This window comes from Micromonospora vinacea, from assembly GCF_015751785.1.
Lineage (GTDB): Bacteria > Actinomycetota > Actinomycetes > Mycobacteriales > Micromonosporaceae > Micromonospora > Micromonospora vinacea.
The window spans coordinates 6125820-6148094 of record NZ_JADOTY010000001.1 but is presented as its reverse complement, the minus strand read 5'-3'; the positions used below and the strand labels follow the sequence as shown (position 1 = coordinate 6148094).

Genomic DNA, 22275 nt, shown 5'->3' with positions numbered 1-22275 from the left:
CGACATGTCACTCTTGCTCGACACATCGGTCGGTTGCCTGGTCGGCGCCGCTGTCGGAGACGCCCTGGGCGGCGCCACCGAGACGGCGCTGCCCGAGCAGATCCGCGCCCGCTTCGGCGGCTGGGTCGAGGGCATCGTGCCCCCGTACCACGCCGACTGGGCCACCGCGCGGCCGCTCGCGCCGTACCACAAGGGCGACGGGCACATCACCGACGACACGTTGATGACCCACGCCCTGGTCCGCGCGTACGCGGCCAAACGGGACCACCTCGACGCCTACGACGTGGTGGAACTGCTGGTGCCCGACCTGATCGAGCGGGTGGTGTACATCCCCGACCTGGAGCGCGACGGGGTGACCTTCCACCGGCTCGCGGCCGCCGAGCGGTGGTTGGTCACCCGACTGCACCACGCCCACGCGGACCCGCGCGAGGCCGGGGTCGGCAACATCGTCAACTGTGGCGCGGCCATGTACATGGCCCCGGTCGGCATCGTCAACGCTGGCGACCCGGCCGGGGCGTACGCCGAGGCGGTGGAGATCGCTGGCGCACATCAGCACAGCTACGGGCGGGAGGCCGCCGCCGTGTTCGCGGCCTCGGTAGCGGCGGCCGCGACCCCCGGAGCGGGCGTCGAGGACGTCGTCGCGGCGGCGCTGGACCTGGCCCGCGACGGCACCCGCGCGGCCATCGACGCGGTGGTCAAGGAGGCCCGCGGCCACCAGGACTGGAAGCAGGCGATCCCGGCGCTGCGGGCCGCGGTCGCCCCCTATGACACGGTGGGGGAGGAGTACCGCAGCCCCGGCCTCGGCGCGCGGCGGCCCAGTCGCCTGCACGCCATCGAGGAGCTGCCGGTGGCTCTCGGCATGCTCGTGGTGGCCGGCGGCGACTTCCGGGCCGCGGTGCTCGGCTCGGTCAACTACGGCCGGGACGCCGACTCCACCGCCACCATGGCCGCCGCCATCGCCGGTGCGCTCGGTGGCGCCGACTCGGTGCCGGCGGAGTGGTCCGAGGTGGTCGCCACCGCCTCCAAGACCGACCTGGTGGAGCCGGCCCGGGTGCTCGCCGCGGTGGCCGGCGAGGTCTTCGAGCGCGACCAGGCCCGGTTCGCCCGCCGGGCGGAGCGTTTCGCCGGGCTGGCCGCCGGTGCCACCCGGGAGGCTGGAGGCGAGACCCGGTGAGGATCACCTGGGTTCAGCCAGAGGACCTGCTGCCGCACGAGCTGGCGGCCAGCCGGGACGAGGGGCGCGACGTCGCCGCGCTCGCCGCGCGGTGGACGGCGGCCGGCGGGGACCTGACTCCGCCGGTCAGCGGGGCGTCGGCCACCCCGGCGTCGCCCGAGCTGCGGGCCCTCGCGACGGAGCTGCTGGACGCCGCCGACGCGGTGCCCGCCGTCGACACCGCCGACGAGGCCGACGACCTGGCCAGGCTGCGCGCCGGATGGCCGGCCACCTGGTCGATGCCGACCGAGACGGCGTACGACCGGCTGCACGGCGGGTGGCTCGGCCGGGCGGTCGGGTGCCTGCTCGGCAAGCCGGTGGAGAAGATTCCCCGCGAGGGCATCCGGGAGATCCTCACCGCGACCGACAGGTGGCCACTGCGCGACTGGTTCACCGCGAAGGGACTCCCGGCCGACGTCGCCGCCCGCTGGCCGTGGAACCGGCGCAGCGCGCCGACCAGCCTCGCCGAGAACATCGACGGCATGCCCGAGGACGACGACCTGAACTACGCGTTGCTGGCACTGCGGGTGCTGGAGACGCGCGGTCGGGACTTCACGAGCGCCGACGTGGCGCAGGCGTGGCTGGACTGGCTGCCCGGCGGGCGGGTCTTCACCGCCGAGCGGGTGGCCTACCGCAACCTGCTGCTCGGGTACGCGCCGCCGCAGAGCGCGCGCCGGCACAACCCGTTCCGGGAGTGGATCGGCGCGCAGATCCGCACCGACGTGTACGGCTGGGTCAACCCCGGCCGGCCGGACCGCGCCGCCGAGCTGGCGGTGCGGGACGCGGCGGTCAGCCACGTCCGGGGTGGGGTGCACGGTGCGCTCTGGGCGGCGGCGCTGTCCGCCGCCGCGCCGGTGGCCGACACGGTGGACGAGGTGCTGGACGCCGCCGAGGCGGTGCTGCCGGCGGGCAGCCGGTTCGCCGCCACGGTTCGGGAGGCACGCGCCCTCGGCGCGGGGACCGACGACTGGGAGCGCGTGGTCGACGAGCTGTACGCCCGGCACGGCCACCTGCACTGGGTGCACGTCCGCAACAACGCGGCGCTGGTCGCCGCTGCATTGGCGTACGGGCGGGGGGACCTGGAACGGTCCATCACCGCTGTGGTCAGCGGCGGCTGGGACACCGACTCGACCGGCGCGACTGTCGGCGCGGTGACCGGAGCACTCACCGGCGCGTCCGGGCTGCCGGAGCACTGGGTCGCCCCGCTGCGCAACCGGTTGGCCAGCAGCATCGCCGGCTTCGACGGGATCGGCTTCGACGAGCTGGCCGAGCGGACCCTCGCCCTGGCGCAGCCGGGGAGCAGCACGGAAGGGAGCGCGGCATGAGCGCGCGCGTGGCAGTGGTGGGCAGCAGCAACCTGGACCTGGTGGTCACGGCGTCGCGGCTGCCCCGCCCCGGCGAGACGGTGCTCGGCGAGAACTTCCGGACCGTGCCCGGCGGCAAGGGCGCCAACCAGGCCGTCGCCGCCGCCCGGGCCGGCGCGGCCTGCGACTTCGTGGGCGCGGTCGGCGACGACGAGTTCGGTACCCGCATGCGGACGAGCCTCGTCGACGCCTGCGTAGACGTCCGAGGGCTGCGGACCGTCGCCGGCCCCTCCGGCGTCGCGTTGATCGCCGTCGACCGGGACGCGGAGAACTTCATCGTGGTCGCGCCCGGCGCCAACGGCACGCTGACCGAGCTGGACGGGGACGACCGGGCGACCATCGCGGCGGCGGACGTGCTGCTGCTGCAACTGGAGGTGCCGCTGGCCGCCGTGATCCAGGCCGCGCAGTGGGCTCGGGCCGACGGCACCACTGTGGTGCTGAACGCCGCGCCAGCCGCCGCTCTCCCCACCGAACTGCTCGACCTGGTCGACGTCCTGGTGGTCAACGAGCACGAGGCGGCGGTCGTCGCCGAGGTCGCCTCCGACGACCCCCCGGTGCTGCTCGACGCCCTGCTGAAGCTCGTTCCCCGGGTGGTGCTCACCCTCGGCGCGCGCGGCGCCGCGTACGCCGATCGGCGCGGCCTGCGTCTCGCGGTCCCGGCGCCGCAGATCGACGCCGTGGACACCACCGCCGCCGGTGACGCGTTCACCGGCGCGCTCGCCGTGGGCTGGGCCGAACGCGGCGGCGCCAGCAGCGAGGACACCGTCGCGGCCAGCCTGCGCTGGGCCTGCGCCGCCGGCGCTGCCTGCGCCCAGCGTCCCGGAGCGTCCACCGCCCTGCCCGACCGGCCGGCCATCGACGCCCTCTACGACGCGACCTACCGAGGTGCACAGTGAGCTTCAACCCGTACGTCCCGCGCCCCATCGACCGGCCGACCGAGGTGCCGTTGGGCGGGCACGCCGACCTGAGCACCCTGGACGAGGCGAAGATCTTCGCCGCCCCGACCGACAGGGCCGACTGGCCGGCCTGGCGGGAGCAGATCGCCCGGTGGCGGGTCGACGCCCGGGACCGGATCGGCTACGTCGGCGAACACTACGACGAGATCGCCGGTGACTGCTTCAGCGTCTGCCTGGCCTGGCTCTGGGACGAGACGCTCTACGACCACGAGCGCGGCGTCTTCACCGTCGACGCGTTCCTCGACGCGGCCGGGCGGGACTTCGGCGGCTTCGACGGGGTGGTGCTCTGGCACGCGTACCCGGTGATCGGCCTCGACGACCGCAACCAGTTCGACTGGTACCGGGACGTGCCGGAGCTGCCCGAGGTGGTGCGCGCGTTCCAGCAGCGGGGGGTGCGGGTTTTCGTCGACTACAACCCGTGGGACACCGGCACCCGGCGCGAGCCGGGCAGCGACGCCGAGGAGGTCGCCACGCTGGCCGGCAAGCTCGGTGTCGACGGGGTCTTCCTGGACACCCTCAAGGAGGGCGCCGGGGAGCTGCGCGCCGCGTTGGACGCGGTGCGCCCCGGCCTGGTCCTGGAGGGCGAGAGCCGGGTTCCGTTGGCCCGCATCGCCGACCACGCGATGTCCTGGGCGCAGTGGTTCGCCGACTCCGAGGTGCCCGGCGTGCTGCGGGCGAAGTGGTTCGAGCGACGGCACGTGCTGCACCACACCCGGCGCTGGCACCGCGACCACCTCGACGAGCTGCACTCCGCCTGGCTCAACGGCGTCGGCGTGCTGGTCTGGGAGAGCGTCTTCGGCGTCTGGGTCGGCTGGAACGACCGGGACCGCGCGGTGCTGCGGGCCATGCGCCGGGTGCAGGCCAGCCACGCGGCGTGGTTGCGCGCCGAGGACTGGGTGCCGCTCGCCGACCATCCCGGCGACGGCCAGGTGTACGCCTCCCGCTGGACGCACGACGACGAACCGTTGTGGACGGTGGTGAACCGGGGCGCGGACCACGACGGCCCGTGGCTGGTCACCGACCCGAGCGCCGGCCGACACTTCGTCGACCTGGTCACCGGTGCCGAGCTGACAGTCACCGAGACCGCCGACGGTCGACTGGCGGTGGGCGGCCCGCTGGCGGCCGGCGCGATCGCGGCAGTGACGCGTGGTGTCGCCGCCACGCACCGGCACGAGCCGCCGACCGGCGACCCGTCCTTCCCGGCCCGCGCCGCGGTGCGCGTCCGCACGCCGTGGGCACCCCGACCGCAGGTGCCGCCGGGCCTGGTTGCCGTCGAGGGCGGCCGGCACGACCTGGTCGTCCGGCACCGGGTGCGGGAGACCGGGCTGTACGGCGAGGCGCCCTACGTCGACGAGTGGAAGCCGCTGCCGCCCCGGCTGCACCACCCCGGCTCGCTGCGGCGCAGTGTGCGGCTGGGCCGGTTCGCCATCGCCGTGCACGAGGTCACCCACGGCGAGTACGCCGAGTTTCTGCGCGCCAGCGGCTACGTTCCGGTGCGCCCGGAGCGGTTCACTGCCGGCTCCGGTCCGGCCGACGCCCCGGTGACCGGGGTCGAGCTGGCCGATGCGCGGGCGTACGCGGCGTGGGCCGGGCTGCGGCTGCCCACCGAGGACGAGTGGCAGGTCGCCGCCGAGGCGGGGCTGCTCGTACGGCGGGAACCGCTGGTGTGGAACCTGACCGAGAGCGAGCACTCCGACGGTCGTACCCGGTTCGCCATCCTCAAGGGCGGCGCCCAGTACCGGGCGGAGGGCTCCGACTGGTACCTCGACGGTGGCCCGCAACCGGCGGACGTCTCGGTGAAGCTGCTACTCACCGGCGCCGGTCTCGCCCGCTCCGAACAGGTCGGTTTCCGTTGCGCGGCCGACCTGCCGGAGGTGGCCCGGTGACCGCGCCACTGGACGGGGTGAAGGTCGTCGACCTGGCCACCCTCTTCGCCGGGCCGCTCGCGGCGGCGTTCCTCGGTGACTTCGGCGCCGACGTGATCAAGGTGGAGCACCCGGCCAAGCCGGACCCGTCGCGCGGCCACGGCCCGGCCCGTGACGGCGTCGGTCTCTGGTGGAAGGTGCTCGGCCGCAACAAGCGCACCGTCACCCTCAACCTCTCCGACCCGGACGGCGCGGCGTTGCTGCGCCGGCTGCTCGCCGACGCCGACGTGTTGGTGGAGAACTTCCGCCCCGGAACCCTGGAGCGGTGGGGGCTCGGCCCCGCCGAGCTGCACGCGGTCAACCCCCGGCTGGTGATCACCCGGATCAGCGGGTTCGGGCAGGTCGGCCCGTACGCCCGCCGCCCCGGCTTCGGCACCCTCGCCGAGGCGATGAGCGGGTTCGCGGCGGCCACCGGTGAGCCGGACGGGCCGCCCACGCTGCCCCCGTTCGGACTGGCCGACTCGGTGAGCGCGCTCGCCGCCGCGTACGCGGTGATGCTCGCCCTGCGGGCCCGTGACGTCACCGGCACCGGGCAGGTGGTCGACCTCGCCATCATCGAGCCGATCATGGCGATGCTCGGGCCGCAGATCACCTGGTACGACCAGATCGGCTACGTCCAGCCCCGGCTGGGCAACCGGTCCAACAACAACGCCCCACGCAACACCTACCGGTGTGCCGACGGGCGCTGGGTGGCGGTCTCCACCAGCGCGCAGAGCATCGCCGAGCGGGTGCTGCGGCTCGTCGGCCGCCCCGAGCTGGTCGACGAGCCGTGGTTCGCCACCGGCAGCGGCCGGGCCGCCCACGCCGACGAGTTGGACGCGGCGGTGAGCGCCTGGGTGGCGCAACGGGACCGCGACGACGTGGTGGCCGCGTTCGAGGAGGCACAGGCAGCGGTCGCTCCCGTCTACGACGTGCGCGACATCCTCGCCGACCCGCAGTACGCGGCGCTGGGCACCGTGCGCACCGTGCCGGACGAGGAGTTGGGCGAGGTACGGATGCAGAACGTGCCGTTCCGCCTCGCCGAGACTCCCGGCGAGATCCGGCACGCCGGCCGACGGCACGGCCAGGACACCGACGCGGTCTTCGGCGCGCTCGGCCTGAGCGCCGAGGAGTTGGCCGCGCTGCGCGAGCGGGGAGTGCTCTGATGCTGTTGAGCTGGCTCTACGTGCCCGGCGACCGCCCGGACCGGTTCGCCAAGGCGGTCGCCTCGGGCGCGGACGCGGTCATCCTCGACCTGGAGGACGCCGTGGTCGCCGGGCGCAAGGCGTACGCCCGGGACGCGGTCGCCGAGTTCCTCGCCGAGGCGCACCCGCTGCCGGTGCAGGTGCGGGTCAACGAGCTGACCGGCCCGGACCTCGACGCCGATCTGGCGGCGCTGGCCGGCCGGCCCGGGTTGGGCGGGCTGCGGCTGCCGAAGGTCGAGTCGGCCGCGACGCTGGCGGCTCTCGCCGAGCGGGTCGATGTGCCAGTGCACCCGCTGATCGAGTCGGCGGTCGGGCTGGAGGCCGCGTACCCGATCGCCGCTGCGCACCCGGCGGTGGCCTCGATCGGGCTCGGTGAGGCCGACCTGCGCTCGGATCTGGGGGTGAGCGACGACGACGGGCTGCTCTGGGCGCGCGGCCGGGTGGTGGTCGCGGCGCGCGCGGCGGGTCTGGCCCCGCCGGCCATGTCGGTGTACGCCGACGTGGTCGACCTCGCCGGTCTGGCCGCTTCCTGCGCGGCGGGCCGACGGCTCGGCTTCCTCGGCCGCACGGCGATCCACCCGCGCCAGCTTCCGGTGATCGTCGACGCGTTCCGGCCGGCCGAGCGGGAGGTGGCCCGCGCCGCGGAGCTGCTGGCGGCCGTGGCGGACGCGCACCAGCGCGACTCGGGAACCGTTGTCCTGCCCGACGGCCGATTCGCCGACCGGGCGATGGTGGCCGCCGCCCGACGCGTCGTCGACCTCGCCGCCCGCTACGCCGCCTGAGCCCCGCCGGCGGTGTCCCGTCCGGTCGAACTGGCCGCGCTGCTCGACGAGAGCGTCACCGCTCGCGGCTACGCGGGGTCCAGGTGATCGAGTCGTGCGAGGTCGGCGGTGCCGGACTGGACCACAGCCGCAGCCAGCGCGACGGTGGCCGGCTGGATCCCGCTCTGCTGCTCCGAGGTGGCGATCCGGACCGACTGCGCGAGATGCGCCCGCAGGTGCCCGGCGAGCAGGCGGTGAAACGGCTGCCCGCTGGCCGCCCGCAGCGCTGTCATCTCCTGCGCGGTGACCATGCCCGGCATGTCGTGCCCCTCGTGCGGGTTCGTCGTCGGGGCGGCGGCGTCGGCCAGCAGCCGGCGGGCGCGGTCCAGTTCGGCGCGCCGGGTGGTCGCGACCTGGGCGGCTGTCCGCCGCCAGGCTGGGTCGGTGGTCCGCGCCGGCACCAGATCGAGTACGGGCAGCAGGCGTTCGGTCATCGCCACCGTCAGTTGCAGCCAGGCGATGTCGGTGGGGTTGAACGCCGTACCCGTGGGGGTTGGCGCGGTCGTCGCCGGTGGCGCGGTCACGGGTGGTGTGGCGGTGCTGGCCGCGTCCTGTGGCCCGACGCCGCAGCCGCCGACGAGCAGCACGGCGATGAGCACTGTGGACGCCGTCGACTGGCGCATCCAACCTCCTTCCGCCCAGGGCGGCGGGCCCGGGGGAACCGGACCCGCCGCCGTGGTGTGAGCCTGTCGGCTCAGATCGGTCGGCCGTCGTGACCGCACTTGATGACGGGACGGATGCAGTCCTGGACCCGGCGGGCCAACTCCGCCACCGGCCAGGCGTTGAAGAAGTCGCCGTGCATCGTGTAGCCCGGCCCGGAGGCCAGCCGGAACCGCGACGGGTCACCGGTGACCGGGTACCGCAGCACCTGCCGCAGCTTCGGCACGTGCACCGGGTGGGTGCTCGGGCAGGCCTGGTTCACCGGGTACGCCAGGTGGCTCTTGTGGTCCGGCGAGTCGAGGTCACGGCCGTTCCAGCACTGCGGGAAGTCCAGGTACGACTCCAGCATGGTGCCCGACGGGCAGTTGACGAAGTCCTTCGACGGCGGCACGTGCCCGGCGTGCAGACAGGACCAGCGGGCGATGCTGTCGTTCGGCCCGGTGGCCTTCGCGTTGCCGGCGACGAGCCGCAGCCCCAGCGGGAACGGCTGGGTGTTCGCGACGACGTCGGCGCGTACGCCCTCGCCCAGGTAGTAGAACGTGGCGATCGCCGGCTCCACCGCGACGTTGTCCCGGTACAGGGTCGGCACCCAGTACGACGAGACGTCCACCCGCGGGTTGCAGGTGGTTGGCGAGTTGACCAGGTCCGGGAGGGTGGTCCTGGCGTTCGTCACCGTGCTGCCGAAGAAGCTGTGCATGTGCGACGCCCCGGGCAGCCCGGGGAAGACGATCGGGTCGTCGGGCAGCCGGTGGCTGTAGGTGCAGTCGGCGGGGAACTCGGCGACCCGGATGGCGTTGACGCCGTAGTCGGCGCCGGCTTGGCCGGGGGCGGCGTCGGCCCGGTTGGTGGTGGACACCAGGTACGTGCCGAGTAGCACCAGCAGTGCGCCGATCGCCGTGGCGAGGCGCAGTCGGCGGGGGATGCCGGAGAGGGGTGCGGCCCTGTCCATCGTGACTCCTGTCGGGGGACGGGTCAGGGGCAACTCCGGCGCCGCCGCCGAAGGCAGCGGAGTGTGTCCTGGCCAGACTGGTGGTGGCCGGTTGGGCCGGTGCGAGAGAGCGCTCTCACTACCCCTCAGCCTCACGTTGAAGTCGACAATTGTCAATACGTGCCGCAGATGGTGGAAAGACGACGAAGGGCCGGACCCCGTGGTGGGGTCCGGCCCTTCGGTGTGGTGCTGGGTCAGCTGGTGGCGTAGCCGCGGGTGGCGATCCAGTCGGCGAGGTGCTCGACGGTGATCTCGTAGGAGGCGGTGTTCGCATCTGCGGAGTCGGCGATCTTCACCACGTTCCCGCCGTCGCGGTAGCCGACGACGCTGATGTAGTGCCCGCCCTCGAAGGAGTGCACGCCGCCGTCGGTGTCGACGCTGGTGCCGGCGATGTTGGCGACCACGGCCCGGCCGTCGTCAACGGTCTTGACGATGTCGGCGCGCAGCCGGTCGGTCTGCTTACCGTCGGCGTCGGGGCTGGAGATCTCCACGCTGTGGTAGGCGTCGTTCTTACCGGTCTCCTTGTTCAGCACGGGGGTGATGTCGTTGATGGAGTTGGTGCCGGCCTCGGTGGTGCCCATCTCCTTGGCCATGGCGTCCACGCTGATGTCCTTGCCCTGCACGCTCAGGGCGTTACGCGTGGCGGCGGGGCCGCAGTAGTAGAAGTTCGGCTGCGCCTCGTAGCGCACACCGAGCTGACGCTCACCAGCGGGCTTGCGGTCGGTCTGGGTCTGGGTGGCCGGCTTGGCATCCGACGCGGCGTACGCGGCGGTCACCGGTCCGGCGATGGCTCCACCGGTGAACGCGAGGCCGGCGGCGGTCAGGGCGGTCTTACGGATCAGATCGGTACGCATGATGGCGTGCTCCTCTGCATCGGGGGAAGCCCGCACGGCAGTCAACGGGGGGTGCGTGCCGTGCGGGGAAAGTCTTGTTGCCCGGCGACCCGCGAGGGGGTCGGCGTCGGGACAGGGTGTAACCGTTCGCGGTGGCGGGTCATTCCCGCAGGGGGTTGGCCGTTGTGGTGCTCGGCCGTGCGGGGGATGTAACCGGGGCGGCCTGCCAGGTGTTCCCGGCGGCTGCCGCGCCCCACGACCCGATGGTCGCGGTGGCATGCCAGGTATAACGACCCCGGCCGGCCGCCGATTCCGCCGCCGGCGTGGCCCCGACCACCCGACACCCCAGGCCAAACCGGACAAGGCACCCAGCTGGCCAACCGGACATGGCGGTCAGGGTGACCTGATCGACACGGGTTCACGGAAATCGTGGTGTCCGGGTGCCGGGGATACCCCGACATCATGAAAGCCGAGTGGATCATGCGGGTTCGCGCCGTTCGCGCGCCTAGACGGGGCCGAGGCACGGGGCCCGGGCAGAGCATCGGACGGATTGACCCGATCTGAGGTAGTGCTCGGCCCGGCCCGACTCGGGGCAGGGCGCCGTACAGACCGGCCCGGCCGCGGGTCAATGCGCGGTCTGGCTCGGGCGACCCAGCGGGCAGAGCGTCGGGCGGACTGGGCCGGCCAGGGAGCAACGCCCCGTGCGGAACCTCGCGACCATCATGATCGTGCTCGATCCAGGAAACAGGCGCCTCCCGACGCCACGAGGCCACTACATCCAGGGTCGAGCACGCTCGGGGCGGTGTGCGTCGTCAAGATCCGCGCAATATCGGGGATGTTGCTGTCTCCCGCGTGTCGGAGGCAGCAACATCCGGGAAGTTGCGCAGATCTTGGCGCGGGGCGCGGGGCGCGGGGCGCGGGGCGCGGGGCGCGGGGCGCGGGGCGCGGGGCGCGGGGCGCGGGGCGCGGGGCGCGGGGCGCGGGGCGCGGGGCGCGGGGCGCGGGGCGCGGGGCGCGGGTGCCCGCGACAACCCCCGACGTCAAGGACAGCGCGTCGACAACGCCGCCGTATGTGGCACACGCGTGGTGCCACAGCGGCGGGGTGGTCCCGACGTGCGGGTGGGGCAGCCCGAACGCGTCGGACTGCCCCACCCGGGAGTGCGAGGATGAAATCAGAAGCCGAGGACGGCTCGCCCACCGACCACGGGCAGCCGCAGCTCACTGTCGTTCGGCGCGACCCGCAACTCGGTGCCGCCCAACGGCAGCAGTGTGTACTCCTGGTCGCTGGAGAAGACGACCACACCGATCCGGTGCCCCGCCGGGAAGACGTAGTCCTTCGGCTCCATGGTCCAGCGGTAGTCGTACAGCTTGCCCTGCTTGACCGGCTCGGTGCGTGCGGCGCTCTTGCGGTTCTGCGGGTCCATCCAGCCTCGCGTCACCACTGTCGGGGCGGCGGTCGACCCGGCCGGACCGTAGTCGACCAGGTACGCGGTGAGGTTGGCGTCAGGCTTGTTGTCGATCGCCATGCGCAGCCGCATCTCGGGACGTCCGGAGATGCGCACGCTCTGCGTCAGCTCGGGGGAGCGGTAGGCGAGTCGGTTGGCGCTGGCGGTGTCCGGGTTGGACACCAGAATGTCCGGGTGGATGGTGCGGCCCTCGTCGACGAAGGTCTGCTCGACAGTGGCCTTCGGCGGCTTGCCGGTGGTGAGCGCGCCGGGTCCGGTGGTGTCGGTGGCCGCGAAGCGCAGGCCGACCTCTCGTGCGGCCGGGTCGGGCCAGTTGGCGTACGTGGTGTAGGCGCGGTCCTCGCGCTGGAGCACCGCCGTCGGCTCGTCCATGATGCCGTTGCGTACGTTCCACAGCCAGAAGTCGAACCAGCGGTTCTCGGTCTGCTTGTAGGTCCACGTCTGCCCGCTGGGTAGTGTCACCGACGCGCTGCTGCCCGGGCCACCGTGGCCGCCCTGGTGCAGCCAGATCTTGCGGGGGACGTCGCGCTTGGCGAGCTGGTCCCACCAGCCGGCGAAGTGCTCGGTCTTGACGTTCCAGTCGTTGAGGCCGTGCACGACGAAGACGCTGGCCTTGACGTCGCGGGCGTCGAGGTAGTCGCGGTCGCGCCAGAACGTCGAGTAGTCGCCGGTGACCCGGTCCTGCTTGGCGGTGATCTCCGCGAGTTCGTCGGCGCAGGGCCCTTCGGCGCGGGCCTGCCCGGCGGTGTACTGGGCCAGGATGTCGAGGTCCTCGCCCTGGTATGTCCCTGGGGCGACGACGAGACCGTTGGCCCGGTAGTAGTCGTACCAGCTGCTGATCGCGGAGACCGGCACGATGGTCTTGAGCCCCTTGACGCCAGTGGTGGCCACCTGGTTGGGCAGCGTCCCGTTGTAGGAGACACCGGTCATGCCGACCGCGCCGGTGGTCCAGCCGGCGGTGACCGGGGCGCCGTTCGCGTCGTACCCCTTCGCCCGGCCGTTGAGCCAGTCGATGACCGCCTTGGTGCCGAGCGTCTCGGCCTGGTCCCCGCTGGTCGGGCAGCCGTCGGAGTCGCCGGTGCCGACGCTCTGGCCGAGCACCACCGCGTACCCGCGGGGCACGTAGTAGTCGTCCAGCGAGCCGGGCAGGTTGGCCTTGGCCTGGGCCCGCTGTGCGCCGGCGTCGAGGGCGCGCCGCCCGTTGCGGTCGGTCAGGCCGTTCTGCGGCAGGTCGTCGACCAGCACGCTCGGGTACGGCACGTCACCCCAGGTGCCCTTGCGGTACGGGCTGTGCTCGAAGATGACCGGCACCTTGAAGCCCTGCGTGGCGGTCTCCCGGGGGCGGGAGATGTCGATCGCCACCCGGTCGGGTCGACCGTCGTGGTCGGTGTCCACAGGGGTCTGGACGAACACCCGCTCCTCGATCGCGTCGGCGAGCGAGAACACCGGTTGGGTCATGCCGTCGCTGACCACGATGCCGGTGGGCGTGGTGGGCGTGGGCGGAGCCGCAGCCGCTGGTGGGGCTGCGCTGAGGACCAGAGCGCCGGACACGCCGACGGTCAGGAGTGCCAGATGACGGGGTCGACGCACGCGCGTCTCCCTTCGGTTGGGCTGGTTGCCGGGGTCGGCAGGGGCCAATCTCGAAGATCCATTCGTGGTCATGCTAGGTCCGGCGCGGCGTTCCGTCGATCCCCTCGGCTGTCCACCGTGGCCGGTCAGGGAGTCGGCGGTGTCACCGCGATGATCAGGTGGGCACGCTGGTCGCTGGCGTTGCGGTAGAGGTGCGCGAGGCGCGAGTCGAAGGTGACCGACTCGCCGGCGGTGAGGGTGTACGACTCTCCGCCGATCTCGGCGACGACCTCACCGGTGATGACGATCGCGCACTCGGTCGACGGGTGTGCCCACGGTTCGGCGGAGCTGGCGTCGCCGGGTGCGAGGTGGGCCTGGAGCACCTCCAGGTCGCCGCGGCCGGGGGTGAGTCGTTCGTAGGTGATCTGGCCGGGTGGCGCGGCCAGCCTGGTCCGGGCGCCGACGCGGCTGACGTGCACGGGTGGCGCCTCAGGCTCGGAGAACAGTTCCGCGATCGAGGTGTCGAAGACCTGGGCGAGCTTCCGCAGGGTGGACAGGCTGGGGTCGGTCGCGCCGTTCTCGATCTGGCTGAGCAGGGCGGGGGACACGTCGGCGGCTGTGGCGAGCTGACGCAGCGTGAGGGAGTGCTGCTGACGCAGGTCGCGGAGTCGGTCACCGAGCATGTGTCCTCGTTCCAAAACAGTGTGACTGAATCTTGATTGACCAGACTATACGGGCCTGTTTAGGTTCCCTGAACATCAGGCGCTGATGTTCAACCTTACTGAACAGGCCATGTCGCGTCGAAGCCTCGCGGATCCCGCACGGCGGGCCGCGCGATACGAAGGTAGGAACAGCATGTCGGTGTCTCCCCGCCGGCTCCTCGCCGGGGCGTCCGCTCTGGCGACGCTGGCCGTCCTCTCCGTCAGCGCCTGTAGCGCCGGCGGCAGTGGTGGAAACGCGAACGGTACGGCCAAGACCCTCACCGTGAACACCTCGTTCGTGCTCAAGACCCTCGACCCCGGCCGGGTCTACGAGGCAACCGGTCTGACCGCCGTGCACGCCCTCTACGACACCCTGCTCACCTTCAAGGGTTCGGACGTCAGTAAGCCGGTCCCCGCGCTGGCCGAGTCGTACCAGGCGTCGCCGGACGCCACGACGTTCACCTTCAAGCTCCGGCAGGGCGTGACGTTCGCCGACGGCACCCCGCTCACCGCCGACGACGTCGTCTTCTCGCTCAACCGCCTGAAGAACATCAAGGGCAGCCCCGCGGTCACCGTCAGCGGCCTGACCGTGACCAAGACCGACGACAGCACCGTCGTGGTCGTCTCGGCCACCCCCGACCCGAACATTCCGGTGGTGCTGTCGATGCCGTCGACAGCGGTGCTCAACTCCAAGATCGCCAAGGAGCACGGTGCCCGCGACGGCGCCGACGCCGCCCAGGGCGACACCGCGCAGCAGTACCTGGACACCAACTCCGTCGGCAGCGGCCCCTACGTGCTGAAGTCCTACGACCCGTCGTCGCAGGTGGTATTGGAGGCCAACCCGAAGTACTGGGGCACGAAGCCGCAGTTCTCCCGGGTGGTGCTGCGCAACATGGACGTGCAGACCCAGAAGCTGACAATGCAGCGCGCCGAGGCCGCCGAGATCTCCCTGGACATCTCCGGCAAGCTCCTCGACGGACTGCCGGGCAGCCTGCAGACCTCCGGCGTGCAGGACACCGTCTACTTCCTCTTCCTCAACGCCGACCCGGGCGTCTCGGCGGTCACCTCGAACCCGAAGTTCAACCAGGCCCTGCGCGCCGCCATCGACTACCAGGGCATCGCCGCCCTGTACGGCAAGGGCGCCGCCCCCGGCGCCGGGCTGGTCGCGCCAGCCTTCCCGGGCGCGCTGCCGGCCGGCGAGGAGTCCAAGCGGGACGTGGCCAAGGCCAAGGCGCTGCTCACCGAGGCCGGCCTGACCAACCCGACGGTGAAGTTCACCTACCCGGCCATCACCTACAAGGGTGTGGACCTCGGCACGGTGGCCACCAAGGTGCAGGGCGACGCCGCCGAGGCCGGCATCAAGCTGGAGCTCAACCCGCAGCCGCTGACCACGTTCCTCGACGAGATGCGCGGCGGGAAGTCACCACTCGGATTCACCCCGCAGAGCCTGAACTACCCGGTCGCCGACTCACTGATCAACAACATGGCACCGGGCCAAGCGACCGCGCTGCGCTCCGGCTGGACGGTCGAGCGGGCCGACCCGGCCGTGGTGGCCGCCGGCAAGAAGGTCACCGCGACCCTCGACCTGGCCGGCCGGGCCACCGCCATGCAGGAGTGGCAGCGGCTGATGAACGCGTCCTCGCCGTACCTCGTGCTGGCCAGCAACTCCTCCATCGTCGTGGCGACCACCGACCTGACCGGGGCGGACTACACCGCCGCTGGTTGGCAGGTGGACGTCGCCGCGATCGGCCGCAAGTAGTCCCGACGACATGACGACAGTCCACGACGGTGAGCCGGGCGCGGTCGCCACGACCGCGTCCCGGCCCCGGGGTCCCCACCCGCTGCTGACCTTCCTGGCCAAGCGGGTGGCGGTCACCGCCGGCCTGCTGCTCGGCGTCACTGTGGTGACGTTCGGTCTGGTCAACGTGGTCCCCGGTGACCCGGTCACTGCCAACCTCTCCGACCAGGCGCTCAACGACCCCGCCGCGGTGGCCGCCTTCCGCGAGAAGTGGGGCCTGGACCAGCCGCTCTGGGCCCAGTACCTGCACTACCTGGGCAACCTGCTGCACGGCGACCTGGGCCACTCCCAGCAGACCGGGCGGGCCGTCCTGGACGATCTGCTGCACTACGTGCCGGCAACCCTGGAGCTGGCGCTGCCGAGCATGGTGCTGGCGCTGCTCATCGGCACCGGGGTCGGCATGCTCGCGGCGGTCCGCAACGGCCGGTTCACCGACCAACTGGTCCGGGTCGGCGCCCTGCTCGGGCTCTCCACCCCGCCGTTCTGGCTGTCCCTGGTCGTGCTCTACGTCTTCTTCTACCAGCTCGGCCTGGCCCCCAGCGGCGGGCGACTCTCCACGGACTTCAGCCCACCGCCCACCGTCACCGGCATGTACACGGTCGACGGGGCGCTCGCCGGGCAGTGGGACGTCGCCTGGGATGCCGCCCAGCACCTGTCCCTGCCGGTGCTCGTGCTGACCTCGCTGACGGTGGCGATGCTGGTCCGCTTCGTCCGCTCGGCGATGCTCGAGGTGCTCCAGCAGGACTACATCCGGGCCGCGTACGCCAAGGGCCTGCCGACCCGGGTGGTGCTGCGCCGGCACCTGCTGCGCGCCGGCCTCGTCCCGGTGGTCACCGTCTCCGGCCTGGCGTTCGCCTCGCTGCTCTCCGGGACGGTGCTGGTCGAGAGCATCTTCGGCTGGCCCGGCGTCGGCCAGTACGCGTACCGCAGCGCCACGGCGCTGGACCTGCCCGCGATCCTCGGCGTCAGCCTCTTCGTGGCACTGGTCTACACGCTGGTCAACCTGACCGTCGACCTGCTGTACGGGCTCATCGATCCGAGGATCCGGTTGTCATGACGACACGTGCAGACCCGAAGGCGGAGCGGGCCCTGGGCCGACGCCGCTGGCTCGGCCGGCTGCGCGGCGGCTCGGCCGGCCGACCGGTCTGGCGGCAGCCGATCACCGTGGTGGCGTTGACCATCCTCGGTGGATGGTTGCTGCTGGCGTTGCTCGCCGACGTTCTCGCGCCGTACGACCCGCTGGCGCAGAGCGCCGACACGTACGCGTCGCCCTCCGGGGCGCACTGGTTCGGCACCGACTCGCTCGGCCGGGACATCCTCAGCCGGGTCGTCCACGGCGCCCGCCTGTCCATCCCGCTGGCCCTGGCCATCGTCTCGCTGGCCCTGCTGGTCGGCGGGCTGCTCGGGCTGGTCGCCGGTTACGTCGGCCGGTTCGTCGACGAGGCGCTGATGCGCCTGACCGACCTGGTGTTCGCGTTCCCGCAGATCATCCTGGCCATGGCGGTGACGGCGGCGTTCGGCCCGAACACCCGCAACGCCGTGCTGGCCCTGGTGATCGTCTCGTGGCCGGTCTACGCCCGGGTCATCCGCAGCGCCGTGCTGAGTATGCGCGGCGACGACTACCTCAACGCCGCCCGCCTGCTCGGCGTCGGGCCGGTCCGGGCGTTGCGCCGCGACGTGCTGCCCAACAGCATCGGCCCGGCGATCGTGCTGGCCACCCTGGAGCTGGGCAACGCGGTGCTGCTGCTCGCCGCCCTGTCGTTCCTCGGCCTGGGCCCGCGTCCACCGGCCGCCGAGTGGGGCTCGATGGTGGCCCTCGGCGCGCAGGACCTGTCGATGTGGTGGGTCAGCGTGTTTCCCGGCCTCGCCATCCTCACAGTGGTGATGGCCTTCAACGTGCTCGGCGACGCGCTGCGCGACCGGCTCGACCCCCGCTACACGAAGGGACGCTGAGGTGGCACCGTTGCTCGACGTCGACTCCCTGGCCGTCACCCTGCCCTCACCGCGTGGCCCACTGCCGATCCTGCACGACGTGTCGTTGACAGTCGACGAAGGGGAGTTGGTCGGCATCGCGGGGGAGAGCGGCTGCGGCAAGAGCCTCACCGCACAGACCCTGCTCGGTCTGCTGCCCCCGGGGGCGGTGGTCAGCGGCTCGGCCCGGTACGCCGACACCGAACTGCTGGGCCTGGACGCCCGGGGCTGGCAGCGGGTGCGTGGCGCCGGCATCGCCATGGTCTTCCAGGACCCGAGCGCGGCCCTGCACCCCATGCTCACCGTCGGCCGGCAGCTCACCGAGCACATGCGGGTGCACCTGCGGATGGACCGTCGAGCTGCCGGCCGCCGCGCGGTGGAGCTGCTCGACCAGGTCCGCATCCCGGACCCGGAGCGGGCGCTGCGCGCGTACCCGCACCAGTTCTCCGGAGGCATGCGTCAGCGGGTGGCCATCGCCATCGCGCTGGCCGCCCGGCCCCGACTGCTGATCGCCGACGAACCGACGACCGCCCTCGACGTGACAGTGCAGGCCGGCATCCTCGCCCTGCTGGAACGGCTGCGCGCCGAGACCGGGCTGGCCGTCGCGTTCATCACCCACGACCTCGGGGTGCTCAGCGCCCTCACCACCCGTGGCTACATCTTCTACGCCGGGCGGATCGTCGAGACCGGCCCGACGGGCAGCCTGCTCACCGCCCCCACCCACCCGTACACGGCCGCGTTGCTCGGCGCCCGACCGCACGGCACCCAGACCGGCGGGACGTTGCGGCCCATCCCGGGCGCCCCGCCGGCACCCGGCGAGGCGCCGCCCGGCTGCCCGTTCCAACCCCGATGCGGGTACGCCGAACCGTCCTGCGGCGAGGCCCCGCCCCCGCTCACCCCCGCCGGAGCCGACCGGTCGGTGGCCTGCGTGGTCCGTCCGCACTTGGAGGTGGCCGCGTGAACACCACAGCGCCCGCGCGACTGTCCTTCACCGACGTCGAGGTCGAGTACCGCTCCCGAGGACGGGGTCGGGTGCGGGCCGTCGCCGGGGTCAGCCTGGAGGTGTCGCCCGGCCAGATCGTCGGGCTGGTCGGCGAGTCCGGGTGCGGAAAATCCACACTGGCCCGCGTCGCGGTCGGGCTCAGCGCACCGAGCGCCGGCACCGTCGAGTACGCCGGCCGACCGGTCACCCCGCTGGGCTGGCGACCCCGCTCCGGCGCCGAGGTCGGCCTCCAGATGGTCTTCCAGAACCCGTACGCCTCGCTGAACCCCCGGCGCACCATCGGTTCCCAACTCCTCGACGGCGTGCCAGCGGCGGTCGCCGGGTCGGCCCGCCGAGCCCGGGTGCACGAGCTGCTCGAACGGGTGGCAATGCCCACCAGCGCCGCCCAGCGGTATCCGCACCAGTTCTCCGGGGGTCAGCGGCAGCGCCTGGCGATCGCCCGCGCGCTCGCCCCGGAACCTCGGATGATCATCGCGGACGAGCCGGTGACCGCGCTGGACGCCTCGTCCCAGGCCCAGGTGGTCAACCTGCTCGTCGGGCTGGTCCGCGACCTCGACATGGGCATGCTCTTCATCTCCCATGACCTGGCGCTGGTGCACGAGATCGCTGACGTGACCGCTGTGATGTACCTGGGCCGGATCGTCGAGTCCGCACCCACCCGTGAGCTGTGGCGCGAGCCCCGCCACCCGTACACCCGGGCGTTGATCGACGCGGTGCCGCAGATCGGGCCCACCCCGCGCCTGCCCGCCATCCTCGCCGGTGAGGTGCCCGACCCGGCCAACGCGCCCACCGGGTGCCGTTTCCGGCCACGTTGCCCGCACGCGTTCGCGCCCTGCGGGGAGCAGCCGCCCACCGTCGACCTGGGCGGCCGCAGCGTCGCCTGCTGGCTCACCGACTCCGCGACGGCCCCGACCGTCGCGCGCTCACTCTGAGGAATCCCCATGCGCATGCCCACCGAACAGGTCCTGGTCAACCTCGCCCTCTACGACGGTGTCCAGGACGCCCTCCAACCGGATCGCGGCATCTGGATCGACGCCGACGGGATGGTCCGTGCCGTCGGTCAGGTCGACGACGTCCTCGCCGAGGCCGGCGCGACCCGGGTGGTCGACCTGGGCGGCGAGCACGTCATGCCGGGTCTGACCAACATGCACGTCCACCTCTCGCTGGGGCTGCCCGGCCACCTCGCCGACACGGTGCACGGCGCCAACCTGGCCGAGCTGGTGCTGCTGATGGCCGACTCGGCCCGACGCACCCTGCACTCCGGTGTCACCACCGCCCGCCTCGTCGGGGAGAGCCGGTACGCGGACTTCGCCCTGCGCAGGGGCATCGAGGCCGGCGCTGTCGACGGCCCGCGCATCTTCACAGCGGGGCAGGCGCTCTGCTGCACGGGCGGGCACGGCTGGGACGCCGACGCCCTGGAGGCCGACGGCGCGGACGGTTTCCGTCGGGCCACCCGCGAACAGCTGCGCGCCGGCGCCGACCTGATCAAGGTCTGCATCTCCGGCGGGATCGCCGGCCAGCACGAGGCGATCGACACCCCGCAGCTGCTCGACGACGAGATGGCAGCGGTCATCCGCGTCGCGCACGACTGGGGGCGCAAGGTCACCGCGCACGCCGGCCCGGCCGACTCGGTCCGCCGTGCTGTCGAGCTGGGCCTCGACTGCGTCGAGCACGGGTACGAGCTGACCGACGACGTCACCCGACTGATGGCCGAGCGGGGTGTCTGGTACGTGCCGACGATCGTGGTGAGCCGGTGCGAGCAGTTCTTCCGCGACTCCGGGGTGCCCGGCTGGCTGATGGACCGGGCCCTCGCGGCCGGCCCCCGGCACTGGGAGAGCCTTCAGCACGCCATTCGCAACGGCGTGCCGATCGCCCTGGGCAGCGACATGCCCCCGCACGCCGGCTACGACGAGACCACAGCGACCATCCGCGAACTGGAGTTCATGGTGGACGCGGGGATGCCCGTCGCGGACGCGCTCAAGGCCGCCACGACCCGCCCCGCGCAGTGGCTGGGTCGTGCCGACACCCTCGGCACCGTCGAGGCCGGCAAGCACGCCGACCTGCTGGTGCTGCGCGACGACCCGACCCGCTCGGTCTCCGCGTTGCGCACCCTGCACGCGGTGATGAAGGGCGGGGTGGCGTACCGCGACGACCACGGCCGGCTCGGCGTACCGCGATGAGCAGCATCACCCGGGTCGCCGACGGGTACCTCGACGCGCTCGCCGAGCTGGACCCGCAGGCGGCCGAGGCGGTCAGGCGTACACCCCTGTCGCACGTCCCGGACCTCTCGCCGGAGGGGTTCGACGCCCGCGCGGAGCTGGCCCGACGCACCGCGACGGCCGCCGCCGCGGCGACCACGCACGACCCCGGCGAGCGGTCCCTGGCCGACGCCCTGGTCGACCGGCTGGCCAGTGAGGTCGACCTGTACGACGCGGGCTTCACCACCCGACTGCTCGCCCCACTGGCCACGCCGGTGCACCTGCTCCGGCAGCTCTTCGACAATCTGCCCCGGCAGACCGAAGATGACTGGGCGGTGGTCGCCGACCACCTGCACCAGGTGCCCGACGCCCTCGACCGGTACGCCGTGACGCTGCGCCGGTCGGCGCAGCGGGGACAACTGGTCGCCCGCCGCCAGGTGCTGGTGGTCGCCGACCAGTGCACCTCCTGGGCCACCGCCGACTTCTACGGGCGGTTGGTGGACGGTTGTCCCGGCGGCCCGCTCGCCGCGCGGCTGCACCGGGGCGCGCGGCTGGCGACCGCCGCCACCGCCGGTTTCGCCGCGTTCCTCCGCGCCGAGCTGGCACCCGCCGCGTCCGAGGTGGACGGTGTCGGCGGCGACCTGTACCGGGTCACCGCCCGCAGTTTCCTCGGCGCGACAGTCGACCTCGACGAGGTGTACGAGTACGGCTGGGCGGAGTTGGCCCGCACCGCCGCCGAGCTGCGGACCGTCGCGGGCGAGTTGGGCCACTCGCGGGTGGCCGCCGCGCGGGCGGCCCTGGACGCCGACCCGGCCGGTCGGGTGGCGGCCGGGCCCGCCCTGGAGGAGTGGTTGCGCCAGCGCACCGAGCAGCTGACGCAGGCCCTTGACGGGACCCATTTCGACATTCCGTCCGCCACCCGCCGGGTGGTGTGCCGGATCAGCCCCGCCACGTCCGGGGTCATGTACTACACGCCTCCCGACCCGGCGTTGACGCGTCCCGGCGCGATCTGGTGGTCGGTGCCCACTGGCGAGTCGACAGTGCCGGTGTGGCGGCACGTCGGCACGCTCTGCCATGAAGGGCTGCCCGGCCACCACCTCCAGCACGCCGTCACCCTCACCACCGCCGCCCTGCACCCGTGGCAGCGCACCCTCTGCCAGGTGCACGGGTACGCCGAGGGGTGGGCGCACTACGCCGAGCGCCTCGCCGACGAGATCGGCCTGTACGCCGACCCGGCCGAACGGCTCGGCATGCTCGACGGCCAGATGTGGCGGGCCGCCCGGGTGGTCATCGACCTGGGTCTGCACCTCGGGCTGCCGATCCCGGCCGGCAACGGGTTCACCGAGGAACGCCGCTGGACGTCCGCGCTCGCGGTGGACGTCCTCACCCGCGTCGCCGGTCTGGACGCCGAGACCGCGCGCTTCGAGGTCGACAGGTACCTCGGCTGGCCGGCGCAGGCCCTGGCCTTCAAGGTCGGCGCGCGGCTGTGGCAGCAGGCCCGCCGGGACGCCGAGCGCCGCGAGGGTGCGGCCTTCGATCGGAAACGCTTCCACCACACCGCGTTGGCGCTCGGACCCATGGGACTGGATCCGCTCCGCGCCCGCCTGGCCGACCTGCAGTGAACA

Annotated in this window: 18 protein-coding genes; 13 read left to right on the top strand and 5 right to left on the bottom strand. The window is 72.9% G+C overall.

Going from position 1 to position 22275, the window contains the following annotated elements; all coding sequences use genetic code 11:
* The first annotated feature begins 4 nt into the window (after window positions 1–4).
* From IW249_RS28775 to IW249_RS28750, 6 genes are read left to right on the top strand one after another with little or no spacing between them, the layout of a single operon-like run.
* Complete coding sequence (locus tag IW249_RS28775; protein WP_196923635.1) at window positions 5–1174, top strand: ADP-ribosylglycohydrolase family protein; 1170 nt, start codon at window positions 5–7, stop codon at window positions 1172–1174.
* Window positions 1171–2538, top strand: coding sequence for an ADP-ribosylglycohydrolase family protein (locus IW249_RS28770; RefSeq protein WP_196923634.1), 1368 nt, complete (start codon window positions 1171–1173; stop codon window positions 2536–2538). Before IW249_RS28775 ends, IW249_RS28770 begins: the two co-directional genes overlap by 4 nt.
* Window positions 2535–3473, top strand: a complete 939-nt coding sequence (locus IW249_RS28765; RefSeq protein WP_196923633.1) for a ribokinase — start codon at window positions 2535–2537, stop codon at window positions 3471–3473. Before IW249_RS28770 ends, IW249_RS28765 begins: the two co-directional genes overlap by 4 nt.
* Window positions 3470–5419 (top strand): SUMF1/EgtB/PvdO family nonheme iron enzyme, encoded by a 1950-nt coding sequence (locus tag IW249_RS35080; protein ID WP_307788738.1) that lies wholly within the window; start codon window positions 3470–3472, stop codon window positions 5417–5419. The genes IW249_RS28765 and IW249_RS35080 overlap by 4 nt, the downstream gene beginning before the upstream one ends.
* Window positions 5416–6603, top strand: coding sequence for a CaiB/BaiF CoA transferase family protein (locus IW249_RS28755; protein ID WP_196923632.1), 1188 nt, complete (start codon window positions 5416–5418; stop codon window positions 6601–6603). The genes IW249_RS35080 and IW249_RS28755 overlap by 4 nt, the downstream gene beginning before the upstream one ends.
* Window positions 6603–7424 carry an HpcH/HpaI aldolase/citrate lyase family protein gene (locus IW249_RS28750; protein WP_196923631.1) on the top strand — a complete coding sequence of 274 codons (822 nt, stop codon included), beginning with the start codon at window positions 6603–6605 and terminating at the stop codon, window positions 7422–7424. The genes IW249_RS28755 and IW249_RS28750 overlap by 1 nt, the downstream gene beginning before the upstream one ends.
* A gap of 68 nt (window positions 7425–7492) precedes the next feature.
* On the opposite strand, the gene IW249_RS28745 is transcribed toward IW249_RS28750, so the two are convergent.
* The 5 genes from IW249_RS28745 to IW249_RS28725 all read right to left on the bottom strand — a co-directional run bounded on the left by IW249_RS28745 (window position 7493) and on the right by IW249_RS28725 (window position 13662).
* Window positions 7493–8086, bottom strand: a complete 594-nt coding sequence (locus tag IW249_RS28745; RefSeq protein ID WP_196923630.1) for a DUF305 domain-containing protein — start codon at window positions 8084–8086, stop codon at window positions 7493–7495.
* 71 nt (window positions 8087–8157) lie between these two features.
* On the bottom strand, window positions 8158–9072 hold the full coding sequence (locus IW249_RS28740; RefSeq protein WP_196923629.1) for a DUF1996 domain-containing protein: 915 nt from the start codon (window positions 9070–9072) through the stop codon (window positions 8158–8160).
* A 233-nt stretch (window positions 9073–9305) separates the two neighbouring features.
* Window positions 9306–9965 carry a C39 family peptidase gene (locus tag IW249_RS28735; RefSeq protein ID WP_196923628.1) on the bottom strand — a complete coding sequence of 220 codons (660 nt, stop codon included), beginning with the start codon at window positions 9963–9965 and terminating at the stop codon, window positions 9306–9308.
* A gap of 1151 nt (window positions 9966–11116) precedes the next feature.
* Window positions 11117–13000, bottom strand: a complete 1884-nt coding sequence (locus tag IW249_RS28730; protein ID WP_196923627.1) for a Xaa-Pro dipeptidyl-peptidase — start codon at window positions 12998–13000, stop codon at window positions 11117–11119.
* Between the two features lie 125 nt (window positions 13001–13125).
* Entirely contained in the window at window positions 13126–13662 is a 537-nt protein-coding gene (locus IW249_RS28725; protein WP_124772961.1) for a helix-turn-helix domain-containing protein, read from the bottom strand.
* A 172-nt stretch (window positions 13663–13834) separates the two neighbouring features.
* Here IW249_RS28725 and IW249_RS28720 point away from each other — a divergent pair, with 172 nt between their 5' ends.
* From IW249_RS28720 to IW249_RS28690, 7 genes are read left to right on the top strand one after another with little or no spacing between them, the layout of a single operon-like run.
* The gene (locus IW249_RS28720) at window positions 13835–15439 is read left to right on the top strand and encodes an ABC transporter substrate-binding protein (RefSeq protein WP_196923626.1); all 1605 of its coding nucleotides are present in this window, start codon (window positions 13835–13837) and stop codon (window positions 15437–15439) included.
* 10 nt (window positions 15440–15449) lie between these two features.
* Window positions 15450–16535, top strand: coding sequence for an ABC transporter permease (locus tag IW249_RS28715; RefSeq protein WP_196923625.1), 1086 nt, complete (start codon window positions 15450–15452; stop codon window positions 16533–16535).
* Window positions 16532–17431, top strand: a complete 900-nt coding sequence (locus IW249_RS28710) for an ABC transporter permease (RefSeq protein WP_196923624.1) — start codon at window positions 16532–16534, stop codon at window positions 17429–17431. The genes IW249_RS28715 and IW249_RS28710 overlap by 4 nt, the downstream gene beginning before the upstream one ends.
* Before the next feature lies 1 nt (window position 17432).
* Entirely contained in the window at window positions 17433–18410 is a 978-nt protein-coding gene (locus IW249_RS28705; RefSeq protein ID WP_196923623.1) for an ABC transporter ATP-binding protein, read from the top strand.
* Window positions 18407–19384 carry an ABC transporter ATP-binding protein gene (locus tag IW249_RS28700; RefSeq protein WP_307788737.1) on the top strand — a complete coding sequence of 326 codons (978 nt, stop codon included), beginning with the start codon at window positions 18407–18409 and terminating at the stop codon, window positions 19382–19384. Before IW249_RS28705 ends, IW249_RS28700 begins: the two co-directional genes overlap by 4 nt.
* A gap of 9 nt (window positions 19385–19393) precedes the next feature.
* Complete coding sequence (locus tag IW249_RS28695) at window positions 19394–20632, top strand: amidohydrolase family protein (protein WP_196923621.1); 1239 nt, start codon at window positions 19394–19396, stop codon at window positions 20630–20632.
* The gene (locus tag IW249_RS28690; RefSeq protein ID WP_196923620.1) at window positions 20629–22272 is read left to right on the top strand and encodes a DUF885 domain-containing protein; all 1644 of its coding nucleotides are present in this window, start codon (window positions 20629–20631) and stop codon (window positions 22270–22272) included. The genes IW249_RS28695 and IW249_RS28690 overlap by 4 nt, the downstream gene beginning before the upstream one ends.
* The last annotated feature ends 3 nt before the right edge of the window (window positions 22273–22275 follow it).